This window comes from Bradyrhizobium guangdongense (assembly GCF_004114975.1).
Taxonomy (GTDB): domain Bacteria; phylum Pseudomonadota; class Alphaproteobacteria; order Rhizobiales; family Xanthobacteraceae; genus Bradyrhizobium; species Bradyrhizobium guangdongense.
Genome location: NZ_CP030051.1, coordinates 708,109 through 725,757, shown reverse-complemented (window position 1 = coordinate 725,757; position 17,649 = coordinate 708,109). Strand labels below are relative to the sequence as shown.

Sequence of the window (17,649 nt, the reverse complement as noted above, 5' to 3'; positions counted from 1 at the left end):
AATGGGATCTGCGGAACTGGAGGGCAAACGTTCCGGTTGGATGCCCAGCATGGCTCGGATCGAAGACTACGCCTTGATCGGCGATTGTGAGACTGCGGGTCTGGTCGGGCGCGACGGGTCAATCGACTGGCTCTGCGTCCCCCGCTTCGATTCGGACAGCTGCTTCGCGAAGCTACTCGGCGATGAGCACAACGGATACTGGAAGATTTGCCCCGAGGCTCGCTCGAGCAGCGAACGACGCTACCGACCGGGCACCTTGATCCTCGAGACGACCTTTACGACCGACTGCGGCCGGGTCCGCCTCATCGATCTCATGCCGCCTAAGACGGATCTCTCGAAGGTCGTCAGAATCGTCGAAGGACTGGAGGGCGAGGTCGAGATGCGCAGCGAACTTGTCGCGCGCTTCGACTACGGGACCAGCGTACCTTGGGTCAGCCGCCTTGAGGACGGAGCGGTCAGCATGGTCGCGGGCGCGTCGATGCTACTGCTCAGGACCGCGGTGCCGATGCGCGGCGAAGCCATGAAAACTGTGGGCTCGTTCTCGGTCGCGCGCGGCGAGACCGTGGCTTTCGTGCTTTCCCATCAGATATCCTACCAGGATCCCGCCGCTCCCGAGGACCCTGCGTCTCTTCTGAAACAGGCAGAGGATTTCTGGCGCAATTGGTCCAGCCGCTGCAAGACGGCAGGGCCATATTCGGAGGCGGTCCAGCGATCCCTGATAACTCTCAAAGCGCTGACGTTCGGGCCGAGCGGCGGCATCGTCGCCGCCGCTACGACGTCGCTGCCGGAGCAGATCGGAGGCTCGAGAAATTGGGACTACCGCTTCTGCTGGGTACGTGACGCCACCTTGACGCTACTGGCCCTCGTGGGCGCGGGCTTCTTCGACGAAGCGCGCGCTTGGCGCGACTGGCTCGTCCGCGCCGTCGCGGGAAGTCCGCGGCAGCTCCAGATCATGTACGCGGTCACCGGCGAACGCAGGCTGACCGAGTGGGAAGTCCCGTGGCTCTCCGGATATGAGAACTCCAAGCCCGTCCGGATCGGAAACGCGGCGCACACCCAGCTTCAGCTCGACGTCTACGGCGAGCTGATGGACGCCCTATATCAGGCGCGCCGCGGCGGTCTCCGCGAGAACAAGCGCGCCTGGGCAGTACAATGCGCGCTGCTCGACCATCTCAAGAGCATCTGGAGCCAGCCGGACGAGGGCATATGGGAGGTCCGGGGCGGCGCGAAACACTTCACGTATTCCAAGATCATGGCGTGGGTCGCCTACGATCGGGCCATCAAGTCGGCTGCCGAGTTCGGCATGAAGGGCCGCGTCGAGGAGTGGGAAGCGCAACGAGCCGCGATCCACGACGAGGTGTGCCGGCGCGGCTACGACCTTGAGCGCAAAACCTTCGTCCAGGTCTACGGCGAGCCGCAACTCGACGCGAGCTTGCTGCTGATCCCGGCCGTGGGCTTTCTGCCACCCGAGGATCCTCGCGTGATCTCGACGATCCAGGCGATCGAACGGGAATTGCTCCAGGACGGTTTCGTCCGGCGTTACGATACGGGTGCGACGAAGGATGGTCTGCCGCCGGGGGAAGGCATGTTCCTGGCCTGCAGCTTCTGGCTGGCGGACGCCTACCATCTGATCGGCCGCGACGCCGAGGCCAAGGAATTGTTCGAGCGGCTTCTCGCGCTTCGCAACGACGTCGGCCTGCTATCGGAAGAATACGACATTTCGCGGCGGCGCTTGGTCGGAAACTTTCCGCAGGCCTTTTCTCACATAGCCCTCGTCAATACCGCCCACAACCTCACCCACCGCGAAAAACCCTCGGAGCACCGCGGTAGCAAGAGAGCCCTCCCCAGCGAGGGAGATGAAGCCGCGCGCTCCGACTAGGAGGTCCGCCATGACAGTGAATTCAACCGACCCGGCCGCTCCGGCAAGCCCGGGCGAGCGCTTGCGACCGCAGGCCCGCTTTCCCGTGACCCTGGAAGGGCAGCCTGCGCTGGTGACCGGCGCCAACTCAGGTATCGGCCGCGCGGTCGCGCTGGGGCTGGCCGCGGCCGGCGCCGACGTCGTCGTCAACTATGTCGTGGATCCCGTCTCAGCCGAAGAAGTCGTTCATGAAATCGAGGCCCGGGGCAGAAAAGCGATCGCAATCAAGGCGGACGTCAGCAACGAGGATGACGTCCGGTCGATGTTCGCCCGTGCCATCGATCATTTCGGCACGTTGCACATCGTGGTGAACAACGCCGGACTGCAGCGCGACGCGCCCCTCCATGAGATGACGATCGATCAGTGGAATAAGGTGATCGGCGTCAATCTCACCGGCCAGTTCCTATGTGCCCGGGAGGCAGTCCGCGAATTCAAAAGACGGGGCATCGTCGGTGACATCTCGGCCGCGGCCGGCAAGCTCGTCTGCATGAGTTCGGTCCATCAGGAGATTCCGTGGGCGGGCCACGCGAACTACGCGGCATCGAAAGGCGGCGTGATGCAGATGATGCGAAGCATCGCGCAGGAAGTCGCCCCCATCGGCATCCGCGTCAACGGCATCGCACCCGGCGCCATCCGGACGCCCATCAATCAGCGCGCCTGGGAGACGAGGGAAGCGTACGAAAGCCTGATGACGCTGGTGCCCTACAAGCGCATCGGAGAGCCGGACGACATCGCGCAGGCGGTCGCCTGGCTCGTCTCCGACGCCGCCGACTACGTCACCGGCGCCACCCTGTTCATCGACGGCGGCATGACCCTATTCCCCGGCTTCGCAAGCGGAGGCTAGGCAAAGCCTCAGGGTCATGATCCCAACGAGAACCGCTGGTCGCATCGCTTACGCAGCAATTGGAGGATCGAACTTTGGTAAATGGCGCACGGGCAATGGCTGCAGGTAAGATCGCGCGCAAGATGGCGAGCGCTCTGACATCGGTTCTGAAGCGCCGCTCGGCGGTGAAGAAGGCAAGTAAGACGCGGGAGAAGAGCGCAAGCCAGGTCTCGCCGCCCCCAGGTCGCGAAACATAGCTGGTGCTCCGATGCCGATCTGGTTGACCGCCGGCCTTTGGGGGCTGCTTGGTGCCTCATCGCTGCTCCTGGGAGCAGCCGTCGCATTCGTCCTCAGAATGCCTCGGTACGTTACCGCGGGGATCATGTCGTTCGGTTGCGGCGTGCTGATCTCGGCCGTGGCCTACGACCTGTTGGAGGACGGGTATCAGGAAGGCGGGATCTGGCCGATCGTCGCCGGTGCCGTTGCGGGCTCCGCAATGTATGCCCTTGCCGATTGGGCGGTCTCTCGAGCAGGCGCGCATTCACGTAAACGGTCCGGGGACCAGCAGGCGAACGCCGGCCAAGGCGGAGGGTTGGCGATCGCTATCGGGTCGCTCCTCGACGGGGTTCCGGAAAGCGTGGTTCTGGGGCTCGGGCTGTTGAGCGGGAAAGGCATCAGCCTCGCTATGCTGGCAGCTATCTTCCTGTCCAATTTCCCGGAAGGACTGTCCAGTGCGCTCGGCATGCGAACCGCGGGTCGCTCCCGGCTCTACATCTTTGGCCTTTGGGCAACGATCGCCGTCCTCTCCGGGCTTGCTGCTTCCGCGGGAGCGGCTTTCCTTGGCGGAGCTTCCCCTCAGGTCGTTGCTGCCGTGAGTGCCGTCGCTGCGGGCGCTCTCCTGACGATGGTGGTGAACACCATGGTGCCCGAAGCGGTCGAAGGCGAACAGAAGCTGGCCGGCTTGCTCGTTGTCGTCGGCCTCCTCGTCGCCTTTGCGCTCTCTAACTTAGGAGAGACTTAGAACGCCGGGCCGTGCGATGCAGAAGCAAGGCTGTTGTCGGACGGGCCCTGCGGGTCGCTCGCGACGTGAAGGGGAAAGCCTGGACTTCACCCTCTCCAGGACGACAAGCGACGATCGATTGGCGTCCTGAAGCGCCTCGAAATCGACTGAGAATGACACCCTGAATCGCGGAACGGGTGGTACACAGGGGTGGTCATGAATCCTTGTTTTCCGCGGATTTTCACACAATCGCGGCGAAGGGGGAAGAGAGTCCCACTGACGCCGAGATTTTCCGCGCCAGACTACGATTTCTGCGAAAACATACCGGGCGCGCGTGTCAAATACCACGACAAGGCGCCGCTTCACCCTTTCTCGAACGCGACAAGTTCAGCGTTGAGCTGATCCTCTGCAAACGGCTTTTGCAGGATTTTGCAATTTCGCCATTCTTCCTCGATCCCTGCTCCGTAGCCTGTCGTGAACAAGAATGGGACGTCCCTGGTCTGCAGCATCTCGGCCAGACCATAGCTGAATTCGCCGGCGAGGTTGACGTCCAAGAGGGCTACATCGAATCCGCCAGCGTCGATCAAGCTCGTTGCTTGTGGGACATTAGTCGCCTTGGCAACGACTTCGTGGCCCAGTTCTTCGGCCATGTCTTCTATCATCATGGCAATTAAGCTTTCGTCTTCCACCACCAGCAGCCGCAGCGGCATGTCGATCTCCAAAGGTGCATCTCAGGCAAGATAGAAAGGTTTTGCCGACCATGACCTAGCCGGCGCCCCGCAGACGAACGATTTTGGGATCGTCGAACTCGGCAAATGCTTCGTGGAGCCGGCGCGCCAACTCTTCCTCCTGAAACGGCTTCCTTATCAGCCTCGCGTGATGGATCTCTTCAAGAGCCTTGAGGTCGGCATAGCCGGTCGCAAAAAGAGTCGGAAGATGCGGTCGGAGTCCATGTGCCTTCTTGGCAACCTCCACGCCGCTCATCGCCGGCATGGCGTAGTCCACTATCAGAGCGTCAAAATGCTCCGGCCCGGCAAGGATATCCAAGGCGGCGGCGCCGCTACCCACGCTGACAACGGAGTACCCCAGCTCTTCGAGCATCACGCCGACCACCTCGCGAACGGCGCTGTCGTCATCGACCAGAAGGATTGTCTTGGCGGAGGCCCGGCCTGACGCGGTCTCGCTTTTCGGCGTCTGCCCAGGGGCCTGGGAGACATTGGCGGCGCGAGGAAGATAGACGCTAACGCTGGTACCTTCCCCTGTAGCCGTCCTGATCTTCACGCCACCGCCGGACTGCTTGGCGAACCCGAATACTTGCGGCAATCCAAGGCCTGAACCTTTTCCGACCTCCTTTGTGGTGAAAAACGGCTCGAACACATGGTCGAGAACATGTGGAGGAATGCCGGTACCGGTGTCGCTCACCGTCAGGACCACGTAATCACCCGGAGGCGGGTCGGCCGGCCTGGCCGGCGGTTCTTTGACGACCGCCTGACTGGTTTCGACGGTCAGCGCGCCGCCGATCTCCATTGCGTCCCGCGCGTTGATGGCCAGATTGAGAATGATCAATTCGATCTGGGTCGGGTCAACGAGTGCTGGGGCTAGGTCGCTCTTCAACACGGTTTCGATCCGGATTGAGCCTTTCATCGTGCTCTGCAGAAGCTCGCTCATCCCGGTCACGGTTTCATTCAGGTCGACGGGCTTTGGCTCGAGCTTCTGGCGCCGCGAGAACGCCAGCAACTGGGCGGTAAGTGTGGCTCCTCGCTCAGCCGCGGTCCGCATGTATTGGAGGCGCGATCGGACGTCCTGCTCGCGCTCCGGCTTGTCGAACCGCTTCTCCACGAAAGCAATGTTGCCCAGGATGACCGTAAGAAGGTTGTTGAAATCGTGAGCGACCCCGGCGGTGAGCTGTCCGACGGCCTCGAGCCGCTGCATCTGCCGGAGGGTCTGTTCGACGCGCTCCCGCTCTTCGATCTGCCGGGCGAGTTCGGCGTTGCGTTCAGCCAGCGCGGTCGCTGCCGCTCTTTCGGCGGTGCAGTCGCGTCCAACGAGATAGATGGCTTCCTCATCCGGCGCCGCATTCCAGGTGACCCACCGCCATTCGCCGTTCGCATGGCGGATACGGCTTTCGAAGCGACCGACGGTGCGATCGCGGATCGTATCGGCAAGCTGTCGCTTCACCTCGGTGCGCTCTTCGGGGGGCAGCAACAGATCGAACATGCTCTCCGTAAGGGTGCCTTCGGCGTACCCGAGCATTGTGCTCCAAGCCGGGTTGAGGCGCCGCAATCGTCCCTCCCGTCCGATCACGGCGAACAGGTCTGGACTGAGCCGCCAAAGGCTGTCTCGCTCCGCGGTTCGTTCCGCGACGCGACGTTCCAGGTCGGTCGTGAGGTCTTCCAGATCCTTCTTCGCTCTGCGTTCCTCGGTGATGTCGCGCACGACCCCGACAAAGCGTTTGAATTCCTTCTCTTCGAACAATGCCTGACCGCGGGCGGCTACCCAACGCTCGCTGCCGGCGTCCGAGAAGATACGATATTCCGCACCGAACGTGCCATCGTGTTCGCGAGACCACTTCGTCGCCTGGCGGACAGCCTGATGAAGTCGGTCGCGGTCGTCCGGATGACAGGCGGCAAGATAGTCTCGATAACCCGGCGATTTCTGGACCGGCCAGCCGAGCATCGCCTTCGCGCTGGCGTCCCACTTGAGCTCTCTCGTCGCCGGATCATAGTCCCACAGGCCGAGCTTGGCCGCTTCCATCGCCAGACGCGCGCTGACTTCGCTGCGGGCCAAAGCATCTTGGATCTTCTTGGCCGATGCGCGCTGGCGGGCTTGTTCGAGCGCACGCTCTACCGCTGTCGACAGCCGTGTGAGATTCCGCTTCACCACGTAATCAGTGGCGCCCCGCTTGAGCGCGTTTGTGGCAAATTCCTCGCCAACGACTCCCGATACGAAGATGAAGGGAAGATCGGGCTGCAGAACCGTGGAGATGTTCAGTGCCGAGAGGCCGTCGAAATCGGGCAATGAATAGTCCGCCAGCACGATGTCATGGCCGCCGCCTTCCAAAGCCGCGACGAAATCCCGTCTGTTGTAGACGCGGTCGAGTGTGAAGCCCAATTGGGCCTTCGATAGATGCGCCGCCAGCAGTTCGGCATCGATCTCACTGTCTTCAAGCAGCAGAATGCGGATAGGCTCTTGCTTCATCATTGGGCCTCGTTGGTGAAGGGGCGGGGAGGCGGCTCGTTCAGCACGGCCCAAAACATTCCGAGATCCTGGATGGCTTCGAAGAAGGCGTTGAAGTCCACGGGCTTCACGACAAAGGCGTTGACGCCCAGTTCGTAGCTCTTCACCAGATCGCGCTCCTCTCTCGAGGAGGTCAGCATCACGACGGGGATCTGGCGCTGGTGGCGGTCATTCTTGACCTTTTCGAGAACCTGCAGCCCGTCGATTTTGGGAAGCTTTAGATCGAGCAGCACAACGGCCGGATCGCCGGGCGGCCTGCCTTCGAAGCTGCCTCTCGCGGCCAGGTAATCGAGCGCTTCGGCTCCGTCGCGAGCAATGACGATCTCGTTAGCCAACTGGCACTTCGCAAGCGCCGCCAGCGTCAGCTCGAGGTCTCGCGGGTTGTCTTCAACAAGCAGAATCGGTCTGAGGTCCGGCAATTAAGAGCTCCTCTTCTTCAAATCTTTGGGGCGCGGCAAGGTGAAAGTGAGGGAGGCGCCGGCCCCTACCTTGCCTTCGGCGCTAATTGAGCCGCCGTGGCGGTCGACGATGCGCTTGGCCAAGGCCAATCCGATGCCAGTCCCCTCGAATTCCTCGGCCCTATGAAGGCGCTGAAAGACGCCAAAAAGCTTGTCGACGTACTTCATCTCGAAGCCGACGCCGTTGTCAGCGACGATATAAGTCGTGCTGTTCGCGTCTTCGTGGCCTGAGATGGTGATGATGGCCGGGTCCCGCGGCGCCGTATACTTGATGGCGTTGTGAAGCAGGTTCTGAAGCACCTGACGAAGCATGGCGGGGTCGCCATAGCCTATTGGAAGCGCCCCTACCTGCCATTCGATGTTTCGCCCCTCGGTCTCCGTCCGCAACGAATGCCTCAATTCGTTGACAATCTTGGCGACATCGACGTTCGACTTGAGAAGCTGAGAGCGCCCGAGTTGGGAAAAATGCAAAAGGTCGTCGACGAGCCTTCCTGCCGAGATGGCGGCGCCCCTAATTGTTTCGATGTAGTGACGCGACTTTTGATCGAGCCCTTTCTCCTTGTCCGACAGAAGTTCTGCGAAACCGACGATGTGCCGGAAAGGGGCACGCAGATCGTGCGAAATCGAATAGGAAAACGACTCCAGCTCCTTGTTGGCGGCTTCCAGCCGGTCCGTGAGTTCAGCACGCTCCTCCGCAGCCTTCAGCACAAGAGTCTGAATCGACGCGCGGAAGCCGAGCGCGCTCTCCACTTCTGCCGAAGTCCACGGCTTCGACTGCTGACGGACAAGCTGTTTCCAAAGGTCGAAAGACTTGCGCGGATGAAGCCGGCCGGCCCCGCTCTCCATAGGCTTGTTGGGATCGCCTCCCCAAGCAACCGTCTTGACGACTTCGGGCCTGAACCAGATGATGTAATCGCCCCGGATCTGCGAGATGGAGACCGCCAGCACACCACTGGCTTTTTCGCTCAAGAACTCGCCGCCCGACCATATCGAAGCCAGCGAATTCGTTTCCAATACGTCGTGCCCGGCCTCGAAGAGCCACGTCGCCAGATCACGTATCTGGCGCTCGCTCGGCGTCTGACCGGTCGTCAGTATGCCGCCCTGCACGACAACTGCAGCGCCTTCCGCATCCACAAGCCGCAGCCATTCGTGCGGATTGTTTACCAGCCCGCGCTGAAACGAAGTCGCGACCGAAAGCTTGCTGAGCAGCGACGTCTCCACGCTCTTCAGCTCAAGGCGTTCCGCGGCACTGCTTGCCTTCAGGCGCGAGCCAATCTGCAGCGACACGACTTGAGCGAGGATGTCGCATGCGGTGCGGATCTGCGCGTTGACCATCCGAGAGGCGCGGCTATGCCCGGAGATGAGCCCCCACAACGCACCGTCGACGATGATTGACATCGACATCGACGACGCCGTCTCCATGTTGCGCATGTATTCGAGATGAACGGGCGAAACGCTGCGCAGCGCCACCTGCGACAGGTCAAGCGGCAGTCCGTTGAGGGGACTGATCGAGGGTTCGATCTCGACCGGATCGTAGCTGGCGTCAGGAATGAGCCGGATCCTGTTCAGGCGATAGAGCTCCCGCGCTTGAGCGGGAATATCGGATGCGGGAAATCGAAGGCCGAGGTAGGAAGGAAGAATTTTATTCGTGTCTTCGGCCAAAACCGTGCCGTCGCCGTTACCGTCGAAGCTGTAAAGGAGAACTCGATCAAAATGGGTGATTGCCCGCACCTCGCGGGCCACCTCCTCAGCGATGCTAATAATATCGTGGGCGCCGGATATGCGGTCCAGAAAGTCCCGCAACCGCGGGTAAAGACCATCCAGCGTCGACTCGCCTGGCCGCGGCGGTGGTTCGAATTCCAACAAGAGTCCTTGGGGGCTGCGGTGGGCGGTGAGCTGAAGCTGCTGCGATCCGACTGCAACCAGGTAGAAAAGCGTGTTTTCGCCTCCCGACAACCACCCACGGATTTCCTCGCAAAGCGTGGTCGCTTCCTCATAAGCAGAGAGCAACGCGTCATTGCGGACATCGAACCCAAGCAGTCGGCGAGCGTTCGCGCTCTGTTGCAATATCTTCAGGGTTTCAGGTTCGACCACCAAAAGCGCGCCGTGAGGCTGAATTGCTCCCGGGATCTTAATGGGCTCTGCGGCACACTCTTCAAGATAGCCGTCATCCAACTCGGTCACTGGGTGATGCCTTCTTGACTCAGAGCTTATGGCAAGCAAATGCCGGTGGTCAGTAGACTTTTCTGGGATGCGGATTTGCGCATAGGGAACGGAATGAACTTAACCCAAGTTCCGGCATTTTGTTCCATGATGCGAAGGCGGGGCGAGATTTGCTCGCTATGACAAGTGTTTACTGTGGACTCTGACCCTTCGCGTCTCGCGCTCCGAACGTCGAGGGCAAGAAGAAATACAGTCGTACTCGCAGGCGAAAAGGCGCTGAGGCCAACGTCGGCGCTTCGCCGAGCTTCTGATGGTGCTTGAGCTGTTGCGCGCCTGTTCATCGAGAGCACGACTAACGCCGGCTAATGCAACTTACAGACAATCCGGCGAGATGGTCCAAACCGCCGTATGCTTGATCTCGGCGTCTTCTAGATCGCGGGTCACCGGTACGCGATAGTCGGCGAGTCGGACAAGCTTTGCCTTCGGAAGGAAAGTGCGCCCGGGATCGCCGATCAAGATAGTCGCACCGGCGCGCGCATGGTCGGCCAGAAATGCAAAGGCACGCGTCGCGGTGTCCCCCTCATAGAAAATGTCGCCCGCGAGGATGGTCTGCCATCGGCCGTTTGGTTGAGTGTCGAGCACGTCCTCGCCGCACGACGTGAGGTGGACCAGGTTGACCTCCGCATTGAGTTCGGCCGCCGCGATCGCGAAGGGGTCGATATCAGACACTGTCACCCCGACCGCGCCGGCCTTCATCGCCGCGATGCCGACGAGTCCAGAGCCAGAAGCGATGTCGAGCACGTGCCGGTCCCGCACGGTAACGGGGTGATCGAGCACGTAGCGAGCCAGCGCTTGACCGCCCGCCCAGGCAAAGGCCCAGAAGGGCGGGGGGAGACCGGCCTCGTTCAGCTCGTCCTCGGTCTGCTGCCAGATCGGCACCGATTCATCGGCGAGGAAGACCGCGATTTCCGGCACCAGCGGCACCGACCGCAGCCGGGTGTTGGCGCGGATGAAGGATTGCGGGTCGGCAATGGTCGTGGCTGTCAAGGCGGGCCGTCGCTGTCTTGGTCCCGTGATAACTAGCATAAACCGTCTCCCGCCGCGAAGGCGGGCTTAGGGCGGCCGCTAATCCGACTTCGCGAAGTGTCTCCGCCCCTCGCGAGAATCTCCTGTGATCCGATCCTACGATCCTCGACCGCCTCGAAAATGGCTTGGATTGAACGTCCGAAGCGCTAAACAGGTGGTACACAGCGGTGGCCACAAAAACCAACCGGCCCTTTTAGGAATCCTTGTTTTTCGGCGGTTCTCGCGCCTCCGGCGCTCTGGGGAAGAGAGTCCCACTCTCTCCGCCGCTGATCTTCCGTGTCTTACAAAATCAGGAGCTTCCTGAGCCCCCTGTTCGGGTGGAGCACAATTGACTGGTGTCGTTCACTAGCTTCAGGAATTCGAATGAAGGCAACGAGTGCCAGGTAAGTGCTCGAACCCGAAACAGAATTCGGCTTTCCACATTTAGTCAATTTGACAATAATTGGTTCTTCTTGCACCCAGGATCGGCGTCACGGATATTCCACGACAATGATCGGCGGGACATAGAGCGTGACCTTCACCATCTGGGACAACCACAGAGGCGAGTACTGGGATAGCGATGAGCACGGTCGCCCCCGCGAGTTCGAGAGCCGGGTAGCGGCTGAACGCGCACGGGAAAACTTCATCGCAAACAAGGACCGTCAGGACGATTGGCGCTGCCGGATGGACATTCATCAGGTCGATGCCAACCTGTGCTTTCACCTGCGGGGAAAATGGGAAGGAGATCACAGACTCTATCTCTATCCAGTGCTGCTTCCGGTCTATTTCGAAGACGTTCCGGCAGCGCACTGGCGCCTTTACGCGAACGACGGGAGCGAGCTCGGACCGGGCTCGCAGGTCCGCACTTTTCGCGGAGAGCTCACCCAGCTCGTCCGACTGCTGCCGCCACACAAACTCGCATCCGAGGGCAAGGTCACTTGCCGCAATCGTCTCGGAGGTGAGGACCGAAGGAGCGCGAGCGTGATCGGCGGGACGTACAGGTACGTGCCACCATTGAATGACCTGAACGAAGCCGGGTTGCGCTGGGCGAGTTCGGGACGCTGGAAAGCGCCGCCTTTGTTGACTCTGGCTTGATGACGACGTCCCCGGCGGACGACGTCTCGAACTAAACCTTCATCGGAGCGGTTCTGTAACCCACACACCTTCCCCTGCCCGGTCCACATCGGGAATGATCTTCTGTAAGCCGAAGGCAATTTGAGGATTTTCTGAAGATGCCCGAACTAACCAATCTCTAAGCGCCAACGCCTAGTCGTTAAGCGCCGGGTGCAAATGCCATCAGATGCGCCGGTAGCCCCTTCAACGCAAGGCATCCCGCGCGCCGTTGCGATCCTAAAGCTACTTTTCCCACCTCGGGATTCGACCTACGACATTTAGCGGGCAGCGCGACACGCAGAGCTCAATATAGTGTGCGCCTCCCCTATCGACTCGCGAATTTTGGCTTTTGTTGAAAATCGACTCATGATTCTTTGGTTTTTCGACTCGCCAATTTTTGGCGGCCCTCGGTGAATCAATGGGTTAAGCGACTCGCTTCTGATTGGGCCCGACATCCTATGCGGACACTTTGAAAACGACTCGATTTCCGGTTTAAGAACGACTCGATTTCGTTTTGAAAACGACTCGATCTCAGATCCCACTGACCTGACTGACGAATTCCGCCTCGATTTTTTCTCCGTTTTTTCGGTGCGAGAAAACCGAGGGGGGTCAAAACCACTCATCGCGCTGTCGGCGGCGCCTAGATGCCGTCGTGTAACCGAAGGGCACCGCATTTCCGGACCGCCCGACGCATCCACTAGCATCCCTCAGAAGTTGCTATGGTGGTGCCTCTACAAGAGGTCCATTATGACTGAAGCTTTCAAGCAGAACGGGCTTTTCAGAGGCCTGCAGAATGATCTTGCCCACTTGAATGCGTGCGTCGGCAACAATGGCGGCCCCTACGACCTGTTCGATTACTCTTGGGGGTACTTCGAAGGCACTCGCCTGCTCCTGCGCGAAGCACAAGAACCAGGCATCATCATCGACGTCGTGATCTATCCCATATGCTTCAATTTTCGACACGCGATCGAACTCTACATCAAATACATCATCGCGGACTTGGGTCGAGTAAACGGAACAGGACAGCAATACCAGCCTGGCCACACACTTCTTCGGAACTGGAAGAAAGCAAAAAAGCTACTGAGCGCAATTGATCACAGCGCTGATGACGTCGCTATCTTTGAAGAAGCGATCAAGCACATCGACGAGGTGGACAGGAGCGGCCAGACCTTTCGATACCCAGAATCCATCAAGTACGATCAACATCTCAAAGATTGGCCGAGCATCAATCTCGCGGTGCTGGAGTATCATCACGGTCGACTGTTCAAAGTAGCGAGAGATTGGCATTACCGCATTGATGCCGCTGTCGATCGCGCCGCCCAAGATGGCACATTGGCTCAGCCATATCGGCGACCACCTGACCAGAACGGGCTCTTGAGGAGCTGGCACTTCTTCATCTACAGAGCTCAAACTGCGGCTTTGAGAGTTGGATCGTTTTTCAGAGGTTAGCGCACGTTGGCCTCGCTGCGCCTCAGCAGACGATTCTGTAGAAGCGATAGTCCGGCTGCTCGATCTGGCCGAACGGAACGTATTTCAAGACTCTCCCGACCTGTCGTGCAGCGCGGATGGGGATGGGAGATGCCTGATCGAACTGCGTCGAATTCCAATTCATCTCGGTCAGCGCCAGCACCTCCGAGGCCAATTCAGATATCGGGGTATCGCAATAATGCGGGGCCGCCGCAACTTCCTTGGACCTACAGCAGCGACTTCAGCTACCAGTCTCGCCGCTCGGCGCCCTGATCCTCCTCATTCGCCTGGTACTGGTAACTTTCGGCAATCTTATTCAGGAGCGCGCGCGTCCTGACGTTAGCAGCTCCCGCCGACTTGGCATCGGAACGGTACATCGCAACCAAATCACGCTCCTGATCTCCACCATCGTTGGATCTTCGCATGGTGACGCCGCGGCGATTGCGCACAGCCACATAGAATCCTTCTTCCAGATCGACGCTTCTCGAGCTTTCGAGTACCTGCCGCACCGCCTCGGGCGGCCAAGGCATGCCGTCCGTCCTTGGAGCCGCCGACAGGATGGCCCCGATCTTACTTTCCGTGACCGGCGAGAGGCGCTTTTGCTGCGCGATCCTGCGTACCTCGTCGACCCACGCCTGCAGAGCGCGCGGGTCGATTTCGCCGTTGACCCTTGTGCCGGGCACAGTCGTCCAACCCGACAGGACCCTCCACGCCTGTTCCGCGATGTTCTTGTCTTGCTCGGAGATTTCCGCGGGCGCGACCTCGCCATCCGGAAGGTACACGCGGCCGATCAAATCCATAAACAGATGCGGCTGCATGGCGAGCGCGTCGTTCAAGTTCTTTGGTGGACGCTCGGAATGCTCCAGTAAGGAGTAGTAGATCCACTCCAGTCCAACGATCTCCAGAGGGTCTGCCGTCGGGTCAGCATCCAGCCGTTCGAATAGCTGGACGGCATAATATTGGAGCATCCCGTCGCCATCCTGATGCCCGCCGCTCATGGTCGACGAATGGCGCAGGACAGAAACTATGAGAGAGGCGGGTACGGCCAGTTTGGGATGCCCCCCAATCCATGCCAACGCGGTGTGGCCGCGATGGACGGCCAGAAGCTTGTCGACGACGAACGCCGGATCAGCGCTTTCAGGAATCGCGTGATCTTCGATTTGTTGCCAATAGGCCCTTGTGACCTCAGTTCCAGCGGCATCGACTGCGTCCCAGGTTTGCTGGCCGTCCGGCAACGCAAGCGCTAGTCGCGCCAGGACGTCCGGCCCCTCTGCTCTGCCGATCCCATCCCTGAAGCGGTCGAGCAACCACTGCTCTCCCCTCGACTGAAGAAGTCCAAAGAGCATGCCGCGCGCAAACTCCTTCAGCTCCGGCCCTGACAGCGCCCTCTCCATCAGACTGTCCTTGACCGCATCAGGCGCGGACGCCAAGGCAAGCGCCTCGCCGAGACGCCGCGGCTGCCCAACACGACCGACCATGGCGTTCACATCATCAGTCGAACATGTCGCCAGTATCTCTTCGGCAGCAACGCGCCGCCTTGAATTGGCCTCCTCTTCCAGTTCACGCCAGCTCCTGTCGCCCCGGTAGGTGAACGTGGGACCGCCGAAGAGATAAGCGTATTTGACGGTTGGATCGGTCGGCTCCAGCTGCCTGAGCAGCTCCTTTAGCGGACGAAGCGCGTCGGACTTGAGCGACCAATGCGCTTGCGGCACCTGCTCGTGCTTGCCGATGACCCGCCGAAGCGTTTCATGGAACTCGGTCCTCTGCTCCGGACTGAAGGTGGCGATTGCGCCTCCTAGCGCAGCCTGGGCGTTTGTCCTCCACTCCTCAGTAAAGCCGTGCCAGCGATCCAGCAGTGCAGCCCAGCGCTTCGGATCGTTCCCAGCATCGAGGAGAAGGCGCTGGCCGACGGCCGCGTAATTTTCGGCGACCTCATCGCGCGTCAACGTCGGCGGCGGATCGCCTGCCGAGAAATCGCGCCATCGAGGAAATGCCGACGGCTGCTCCGAGGCAAAGTCGGCTGGTGCGAGAGCGATCAGCAAGTCCCATCCCACCTCGGGCTGTCGCGCAACGACGGCGTCCAACACCTCGCGCCGTTCGGCCGCAGCGGCGAACGTCTGCGGAAGCCATGGCAAGAAGATGCGCTTGAGCGTCGCATCCGGACGGTTTCCCCAGTTGCCGCCGGGGTCCAACTCGGCCAACCGCGCAAGCGCAAATGCCACCCGGCCAAGATAATCGGGACTCCATGCCAAGAGCTCAAGCGCCCACATCAGATCGGCCAGATACTCGGTCTTATGCAGGAAGCCCTCATCGCTCCTGAACACCGACATCACGGGCACAGGGTTCGCATCCAGCGCCTGTTCCAGACAATCCAGAAATGCTTCGGGTGAGGCCTCGGCGAGTCCCCGGAAATCATTCGAAAGGGACCACCACTTCCGCTCGTCCGCTCCTCGCATCAGCGCCCGAACCGCTGCCTCGGTTCGACGCTTCGCGTCGTGAACAGCGGCTGCACGTTCGGGAAAGACTGCAAGAGCTATCATGGCTTCGGTCAAACCCTTCCTGAGTAGCCTGGAAGCGAGCTTTGGCGGACCCGGCTGGAAGTTCCACTTGTCGGCGGGGTCAGCATCGAACCCGGGATCATCCGCCGACAGGACACTCAAGAACGCGTCCGCCAAGAGGTCGAGGTAACGTGCGGTCAGATGTCCGGCCATGAGAAACCAGCCATCCCGCAACGACGCGAGCTTCCACGCAGAGCCGGCCCGACGTAATGGGCTATCCAGAGCGCTCGACCAAGGAGCCAGTTCCGTCTCGATTTCCGAATAAGGGCGGCCGCTCAGTCGTTCCATGACCTGTCGGTCGACGGGATGGGCCGCATCCCAGGCGCCACCGAGCATGGCGGCCAGCAGCGCCGATGAGATCGGAGGCGCAGCCCATGGCGGCGTTCTGCCGACGCCGACGGGCATCAGCCGTCGCAAAACGGCCAGGCTGCGTCCGCACTCCTTCGCCAAGCCTTGGGCCCTGTGGTGCTCGATGCCCATCAAAACCAGCTCCCGCTCGATCGCGAGGCGCCACGGCCGGGGCAGTTGCATGACCTTGCTGGACTGCGCCGCTTCCGAGCCTAGCGCGACGAACACGTGATGTCCGCTTTTGACAAGCGAGGCAGCCAACCCGGCGTCGCCTTCTTCGAGGACAACAACGACCTTGGCGCTGAGATCGATGAGCGCCCGAGCCGCCTCGCAGGATCCTGCGACCAGAAATCGGCTCTCCCAGAACAGTCGATACGCCGTCGGAAGCGGCTCGACGACAGCGCCCAAAAACGCAACCGCCTCGTCGATCGACTCGGCCTGAACGCTCTCCACGGAAGGCAGGCCTACCAGCCAGCGGCGCAGCTTGGTGGCCTCTTCATCCCGGTCGGCGAGCAGAAGGCCCGCACTCATGGGCGGGTTCGTGGCAAGTGACCACTCTTCGAAAGCCTGCCTCAGATCTCGGGTACCCGGCCGACGCTTCCCGATCCGGTTCGCGAGCCATTGCGAAACTCCAGGGCAGAGGTCAAGCCAGTGCACCAGGTCGTCGCCGTCGATCGCGCCGACCTTCCGCCAAATGGGCGGAAGAACGGCTTCCTTTTCGTGCACCCACGCGAATTTCGCGGGCCAGCGATGGGGCGTCACGAAAACGAAAGCGCTGTCCCCGCGCGCGATGGTTGTGGGTCCAGTCGACCGCTTCTCGAAGTCCTCGTCAGCCTTGCCTCTGATGTCGGTCCGCTGCGCCCCGATTTCCCACACCGAGACTCCGTCTGGAACGTTTCCTTTCCCTGTCGCCACGTTGCAGATACCGTCCCAACCGGGGAAAACGATGCTGTCGCCGGCAGGGAATCGAAACTGCGCGCTCGGCCCTACCGTCGCAAGGATCAGCCGACTGATGAGTTCGGGGAGCCCCTCCTGCCCGTCGCGCGTTCCAGCCCAGGCGGCCAAGTCCTGAGCCTCGATCCATCGGAAAGGCGCGCCGATCGCCAGAGCCGGCGGGGACGGAGCCGCGGCGGAGATGGTGCCGTCCGCTTCGAAGCGAACCCCGAATTGCTCCATCGCGTCGACGACGGCCGCAGCATGCTCCCCGAGTGAGCTCCGTTGCCCCCGTTCGAAGTCTGCGATCAGCCATGGACTGATCTTCGCAGCTAGGGCGACCTCCTTGATGGACTGGGCCGACAGCGCGCGTGCCGCCCGCAAATTGCTTGGCGTGATTGCAGAGCCCTTCGTCATGTCCTCTCGTCGATTGCGCCATGGGAACAGCCTAAGTACCCGGCAAAGGTCTCCCTTGCCCGTGCTGCACGGCGGAACACGTTGTGGCTAAAGATGAGAAATTCAAGACTCGCACAAACCGGGGACGCCTTTCAGAGCGAGGAAGCGAT

General features: G+C 60.9%; 12 protein-coding genes. 5 read left to right on the top strand and 7 right to left on the bottom strand.

The window, feature by feature from the left end:
* Positions 1-49 precede the first annotated feature (49 nt).
* The 3 genes from X265_RS03375 to X265_RS03365 all read left to right on the top strand — a co-directional run bounded on the left by X265_RS03375 (position 50) and on the right by X265_RS03365 (position 3,762).
* Positions 50-1,879, top strand: a complete 1,830-nt coding sequence (locus tag X265_RS03375) for a glycoside hydrolase family 15 protein (RefSeq protein WP_308421700.1) — start codon at positions 50-52, stop codon at positions 1,877-1,879.
* A gap of 10 nt (positions 1,880-1,889) precedes the next feature.
* Entirely contained in the window at positions 1,890-2,762 is an 873-nt protein-coding gene (locus tag X265_RS03370) for a glucose 1-dehydrogenase (RefSeq protein ID WP_049801896.1), read from the top strand.
* Positions 2,763-3,009: 247 nt separating this feature from the next.
* Entirely contained in the window at positions 3,010-3,762 is a 753-nt protein-coding gene (locus tag X265_RS03365; RefSeq protein WP_028141939.1) for a ZIP family metal transporter, read from the top strand.
* 341 nt (positions 3,763-4,103) lie between these two features.
* Here the strand turns inward: X265_RS03365 and X265_RS03360 are convergent, their stop codons facing one another.
* The 5 genes from X265_RS03360 to X265_RS03340 form a co-directional block, all read right to left on the bottom strand.
* Positions 4,104-4,451 (bottom strand): response regulator, encoded by a 348-nt coding sequence (locus X265_RS03360; protein WP_028141938.1) that lies wholly within the window; start codon positions 4,449-4,451, stop codon positions 4,104-4,106.
* Positions 4,452-4,506: 55 nt separating this feature from the next.
* Positions 4,507-6,942: a response regulator gene (locus X265_RS41155; protein ID WP_035703257.1), complete on the bottom strand. Its 2,436-nt coding sequence runs from the start codon at positions 6,940-6,942 to the stop codon at positions 4,507-4,509.
* Complete coding sequence (locus tag X265_RS03350) at positions 6,939-7,397, bottom strand: response regulator (protein ID WP_028141937.1); 459 nt, start codon at positions 7,395-7,397, stop codon at positions 6,939-6,941. The genes X265_RS41155 and X265_RS03350 overlap by 4 nt, the downstream gene beginning before the upstream one ends.
* Positions 7,398-9,620, bottom strand: a complete 2,223-nt coding sequence (locus tag X265_RS03345; protein WP_050990944.1) for an ATP-binding protein — start codon at positions 9,618-9,620, stop codon at positions 7,398-7,400. It lies immediately after the preceding gene.
* A gap of 351 nt (positions 9,621-9,971) precedes the next feature.
* Complete coding sequence (locus tag X265_RS03340; RefSeq protein WP_035703259.1) at positions 9,972-10,646, bottom strand: class I SAM-dependent methyltransferase; 675 nt, start codon at positions 10,644-10,646, stop codon at positions 9,972-9,974.
* Positions 10,647-11,195: 549 nt separating this feature from the next.
* On the opposite strand from X265_RS03340, the gene X265_RS03335 reads away from it, so the two are divergent.
* Both X265_RS03335 and X265_RS03330 read left to right on the top strand, forming a co-directional pair.
* Positions 11,196-11,759, top strand: coding sequence for a hypothetical protein (locus tag X265_RS03335; protein WP_128963637.1), 564 nt, complete (start codon positions 11,196-11,198; stop codon positions 11,757-11,759).
* Positions 11,760-12,524: 765 nt separating this feature from the next.
* Positions 12,525-13,226, top strand: coding sequence for a HEPN domain-containing protein (locus tag X265_RS03330; RefSeq protein ID WP_128963636.1), 702 nt, complete (start codon positions 12,525-12,527; stop codon positions 13,224-13,226).
* 22 nt (positions 13,227-13,248) lie between these two features.
* Here X265_RS03330 and X265_RS40280 read toward each other — a convergent pair whose 3' ends face one another.
* Together X265_RS40280 and X265_RS03325 are read right to left on the bottom strand one after the other, a co-directional pair.
* Positions 13,249-13,407 carry a hypothetical protein gene (locus tag X265_RS40280; protein WP_164938409.1) on the bottom strand — a complete coding sequence of 53 codons (159 nt, stop codon included), beginning with the start codon at positions 13,405-13,407 and terminating at the stop codon, positions 13,249-13,251.
* Between the two features lie 82 nt (positions 13,408-13,489).
* Positions 13,490-17,500, bottom strand: coding sequence for an XRE family transcriptional regulator (locus X265_RS03325; protein ID WP_128963635.1), 4,011 nt, complete (start codon positions 17,498-17,500; stop codon positions 13,490-13,492).
* Positions 17,501-17,649 lie beyond the last annotated feature (149 nt).